Source organism: Pseudomonas sp. Irchel 3E20 (genome assembly GCF_900187645.1).
Classification (GTDB): Bacteria; Pseudomonadota; Gammaproteobacteria; order Pseudomonadales; family Pseudomonadaceae; genus Aquipseudomonas.
Window position 1 is genome coordinate 581 of the sequence record NZ_FYEE01000025.1, and the last position, 5,627, is coordinate 6,207.

Annotated in this window: 4 protein-coding genes; all 4 read right to left on the reverse strand. The window is 52.0% G+C overall.

The window, feature by feature from the left end:
• The coding region (locus CKW13_RS24365; protein ID WP_256576667.1) for a T6SS immunity protein Tli4 family protein at positions 1 to 1,058 on the reverse strand (1,058 nt) is incomplete at its 3' end.
• Positions 1,059 to 1,236: 178 nt separating this feature from the next.
• Complete coding sequence (locus CKW13_RS23985; RefSeq protein ID WP_095111245.1) at positions 1,237 to 2,373, reverse strand: T6SS immunity protein Tli4 family protein; 1,137 nt, start codon at positions 2,371 to 2,373, stop codon at positions 1,237 to 1,239.
• On the reverse strand, positions 2,370 to 4,874 hold the full coding sequence (locus tag CKW13_RS23990) for a phospholipase D-like domain-containing protein (RefSeq protein ID WP_095111246.1): 2,505 nt from the start codon (positions 4,872 to 4,874) through the stop codon (positions 2,370 to 2,372). Before CKW13_RS23990 ends, CKW13_RS23985 begins: the two co-directional genes overlap by 4 nt.
• Position 4,875: 1 nt before the next feature.
• The coding region (locus tag CKW13_RS24855) for a DUF2345 domain-containing protein (RefSeq protein ID WP_256576668.1) at positions 4,876 to 5,627 on the reverse strand (752 nt) is incomplete at its 5' end.

The window sequence follows — 5,627 nt, forward strand, 5'->3', positions numbered from 1 at the left end:
AGTACGTAGAGCAGCAGGCTAGGTGTGTCTTCCTTGGCATTGGGGTCGCCTTGAACATAGGCGACGTAGCCGTAGTCCACTGGGAGCGGCGGGCATTTAGCTAGAATCTGTTCTTCGGCGTAATAACTATTCTTAGTGCAGACATCATCTGGATCGTATGCAGCGGGATCGTATATAGCGGGATTAGGTCGTGTTATTTCGACGAAGCTTGATCGACCTTTATAGCCGGCAATACGGACTAAAGGAAAACGAGGAAAGCCTGTGGCTTGTAGTTTTTCTGTACGCCAATTAAAACCCCACTCCCAGATGTAACGAATTTCCTCGATTGCGGTGGGGTTCTCCTTTCGGACAAAACCTCCCCGAGAAGCACTTTTATCCATTAATAGCACGGTCACGTCAGGATGATCTTTCAAGCGCATGGCGCTGGAAATCACTCGATCTTGAGGGGTGTCGCTTTTAATAAAGCCATAGGGTATGCACACGCCTTTTTCATTGGGGATTTCGTAAAGGGCGCGGGGGCGAAAGTTTTTAGCAAAATTGTCATAGTCCTTCGTTACCGAAACCTCATCTCGCCTATCAAGGGTTTCATAGGTGTAGCGGCGGCCAGAATAATAACTTGAAGCCTTAATTTTCATTCTGTCCGAGTTTCCGTGCTTGGCTAAAAATGAGGTTTCATCTGGAAAGCTATATGAAAACGTTCCGGCTTTGGGGTTATCCTTATTGTCTGCCCGGTATTTTTCCAGTCTATCAACTTCAGCCTGACGAGCCGTAAAATAAAGTTCTTTATCACCAAGGGGGTGGGCGCCTATTTCTCCTCCATAACTTGTTTGTGCAAAAAATACTTTTTGGCCAGGGTTTGGAAAAAACCTGTACCTATCTTGATAGTCATAAAGTACTTTTCGAAGTACAGCAATTTCGACATTCCCTGGCAGGCGGATTTCAAAATTGCCTACACATTCAGTTTTCCATTGCTCTGGCACGATAATTTTTTGTGCATGGACTACCGAGGTGCATGCAGCCAGTAGGGAGAATAATGAAAATCTAATAAACAGATTCATCCGCGGTACTCCTGTTTTTTGATAGGTACTGAAGTCCATTTCTTTTCTTGCGTTGATAGGCTGGCAAATTTTTGCTTAAGGTCAGCAACTCCTTACGGCCATAGGCCCAATCCAATCCGCCGACCAAGGCCATTTGTTGGATACCCCTGATATCAAGCCGCACGCCGTCGATTCTCACTTAACGGCGCTTGATTGACGCGGCGATGGTGTCGGCCATTGTGTGGAGTTCGTCCCTGCCAATAGACGGTTTGCCATCGGGACCATATTTGGACTCTTGCAGCACGTAGAGCAGCAGGCTAGGTGTGTCTTCCTTGGCATTGGGGTCGCCTTGAACATAGGCGACGTAGCCGTAGTCCACTGGGAGCGGCGGGCATTTAGCTAGAATCTGTTCTTCGGCGTAATAACTATTCTTAGTGCAGACATCATCTGGATCGTATGTAGCGGGATTGGGTCGTGTTATTTCGACGAAACTTGATCGACCTTTATAGCCGGCAATACGGACTAAAGGAAAACGAGGAAAGCCTGTGGCTTGTAGCTTTTCTGTACGCCAATTAAAACCCCACTCCCAGATGTAACGAATTTCCTCGATGGCGGTGGGGTTCTCCTTTCGGACAAAACCTCCCCGAGAAGCACTTTTATCCATTAATAGCACGGTCACGTCAGGATGATCTTTCAAGCGCATGGCGCTGGAAATCACTCGATCTTGAGGGGTGTCGCTTTTAATAAAGCCATAGGGTATGCACACGCCTTTTTCATTGGGGATTTCGTAAAGGGCGCGGGGGCGAAAGTTTTTAGCAAAATTGTCATAGTCTTTAGTTACCGAAACCTCATCTCGCCTATCAAGGGTTTCATAGGTGTAGCGGCGGCCAGAATAATAACTTGAAGCCTCAATTTTCATTCTGTCCGAGTTTCCGTGCTTGGCTAAAAATGAGGTTTCATCAGGAAAGCTATATGAAAACTTTCCAGCTTTGGGGTTGCCTTTATTGTCTGATCGATACTTCTCCAGCCTGTCAACTTCGGCTTGTCGGGTTTTTAAATAAAATTCTTTTTCATCTTCATAATAGACGCCAATACCCCCCCCGTAAGTTGTTGTTGCGTAAAAAACACGCTGGAGCATTTTTGTACGGAAGTTATATTTTTTATCCCTATCATGATAATGCAGCAGCGCAAGTTCTACATCGCCAGGAACGCTAATCTGAAAGTTTCCGATGCATTCGGTCTTCCATTGCTCTGGCACATTGATTTTCTGTGCGTAAGCGAGTGAGGTGCATACGTTCAGCAGAATGAATAATGATGACCGAGTAATAAAATTCATCCACGATATTCCTGTTTTTTGATAGATGCCGAAGCCAATTTCTTTTCTTGCGTAGAATGGTCAATAGACCCCTCTAACGGGGGCTCGACTTTTTCAGCATGGGTCATCAATGCATTATGGAAACGCATATTATTATCTTCGCCCTTTGTCCAGGTCACAGGGTAAGTTGCAATAAATGCGCGTATCTCACTGAGGCGAGAGACAGAGGCGATGTTATGTTGTGGTGATTTCCAGAACGAAGCCTCAAATGGCATCTGATGTTTTTTTATATGCTCTAGAGCAGTCGTTCCTGGAGAGTTATATTTTGATGTGGTATCAATCACCGGCCAGATAGAGGCTGGACGGGCAATAGGCGCGTCCTCTGTTTCGCCTGGGTTCTCCTTCGGCTCATTAGGCTGATGATTTCGAGGAATATATTTAAATACGGCTTCATAGTGCTCAGCATTGCGCTTGGCTATATCCTGAATCGCCTTCCAACAGTCCGGATGCCCTGGTCTATCGATCATGCCCCGCAACGCTTCAGCCGGGCGTACACCACTGCTTAACCCAAATAGCTTGCTCCATACACCTTTGCGCAGTTCATGGGCCAACTTGCGGGTCGGTTGCGGGCGCCCATTACCTAAAAAGTCTTTATGCTCCACGTCCGTGTCCATGACTAACACGGCCAGTTCCGAATCACGCTCGCCCACTAGGCTGCGGTCGTTGATATTGGCACTGCCGACCAACGCATAACGGTCATCGACGATCATCATTTTGCTGTGCACATAAATCTGTTCGGTGACATAGCGATCACCTAACTGTGCCCAATTGCGCAGGTTAAGCAGGGTTACAAACTCGAAGCACGCCTCGTCGCTGGGATTGGTGACATTACGAAATGACTGTGCCAATTCCACCACCCCTACTAGCCCCCTATCCCACGCGGCCGCTTGCTGCTCCAGGGTGATTTGCCCACTGGCGCGCAAATCCCGCACTTTGATGTACCAACGAATCCCGTTGAGCAGGCTTTGCGTGCCGAACGCGATGCTTTGCTGGGTCCAATGCACCTGAGTGACGATGGCCGGGTTATCCAGCCCTCCGCCCTCAGGGTGCACGGGGAGCACGATGTACACGTGGAACGGATTACCCGTGAATACTGCACAGCCAATGCGTTGGATCAGGCGCGTGCATATCTTGTTCTGTGGTAAGGCCGCCGCATCGCCCGGCATCCACCGGGTTGCCGCCGGCCCATTACCGGCGGCGTTGGCGATGCTGATCGCAGGCTCGGTTCGGGTAGTTTCCCCTTCCTCACCAAAGGCACTGACAAAAAACTGCTGCTCGATATAGATGTAATGCTTGGCCTTTTCGATCAGCAACTCCATGGCGCGAAGAATGTCGTCCTGCGGTTTCAATACCTGTTCATTGGTTTCGTTTTTCAACATCGCTTTTGGCGCACTGCGTAACACTTGTACGCAGCAGGTTCCAACGTGTGGGAAATGCGCAGGAGCAGGCGGTACAGGCAAAACGGGCAGCGGCCCCCGCGTGAGAGTTGCCGCTTCGGGCCCCTGGGTTCGGCGATGCCTGGTTTGGTTTTCTTCCGTGCGTTTGCTGTTCCAGCGCAAGACGAAGTTTCGCGCCAAGTCGGACACCGCCGGGCCTTCGATGCGCAGATGAATATCCTGCCAAGGCATACGCGGCTGGCACTTGGGGTCCAGGGAGGCCACGCTTGCGGTCAATTTGCTTCCAAGCTTTTCCGCGACGGGCGTGTCTTCTGCGTAGGGCGTTTGGTAAGCCCCGGCCTTGATCTTCGCCTGCACCCCATCGCCGGGGCTGGAGTTTGTGATCGGCTTCCAGTAGTCAGGTAACTCATCCGGATTGACCAAGATGTCGGCCGCCAATTCACCCAATTGCGGAACGCAGCCGTTGTAGCGGTTCATACCCTGGCGGCCATCGCTGTCGGCGCGCAGGTCAAAACAGTCATCGTCGTAACGGCCATAGGCCAGATCCAGGCCGCCAACGAAGGCCACGCGCTGGTCGATCACCACCTGTTTCTGATGGTGGCTGTAGAACGCGCGAGCCTTGTCTGCCATTGATTTTGCCAGGGTGACAAACACCCGCATCGCTTTGACTTCGCGGTTGATGTGCTGCAACACGTTGCGGGTTTGCTCGTCGTAGGTTTGTACCGGTGCGCTGTCGTCCCAGGGCATGACATAAATCATCACGCCGCGCTGAGCTGCGGCCAGAAGGCAGTCATACAGGCGTACATCGGGGGCCAACTGGGCGTCCCAGTTCACCTGCCACCCAGCAATACAGATGCTTTGCTTGGCATTGGCAAATTCGTCGATCAGCTCGGCAAAGTAGTCTTTACCGGTGAAGTAGGGTTTGACGGCATTGCCTCTGGTGGCCTCTGAAAACGCTGATCGCACCCAGACCTCATCTGTGGCGAAAGCTTTAAGGGCATTGCCTTCACTGTCGACTATTTGGCAAACGGTGCGAGGGACTAATCCACTGTCGGGGATGGTCATTTCATTGCTCCTTGAGTTTGTTCAGTAGGGCTTCGCCGCTGTTGACCTGCATTTCTCGGCGGGCGGCCTGGATGTGGTCAACGTCCGTTCCATTCCCCCCGGTACGGACGCTGTCGCTCATATAGCCATTGGCATCCAGGCCTTTAAGCAGCTTTTGATGCTCGGACCATTTGCCCTTGTCTGCCTCCATGACCACTTCTCGCGCCTGATCGCCAAAGACCAGCCAGTAGTCATTGGGGGCCTGGTCGTAAGCCAGTTTTAGCGCCTGCTCCTGTTCGGCAGATAGGTTGAGCTTTCCGTCGGCGTCGCTATTGCCTTCTAGCAGTGACTCTTGACTCAAAAGCGCAGTCGATTGACTGCTTGCCCTGACAATCCGCCACGCAAATGCGCCAAGGGCCGTGGCATCAGGCCCCGGCACATCCATCAGCCGCAAATCAAATGTGGCCGCGACCTCGGGCAGTGGGTTGCGCGGGAATGGGGGCAGGGGGAAGTACTGCTGTATCGGGCCGTTGAATCGGCGTTTGCCGGCATACACCTTGATGCTGCCCGGGCAGGCGAAGGTGATGTTGCCGCCTTCCAGGGTCAGGCTGGCGCCGCCCTCTACGGCCAGGTGCAGGGTGGTGCCCGCGGCCATTTGTGCCTCGGCCTCGATCGAGATGATCTTCAGGTCGTTTTGGGCGCTGAGGTGGATGTCGCTCTGTTGCGCCTGGATGTCCACCGCCCCGGCGCTGGCGATCAGGGCCAGGCCGATGC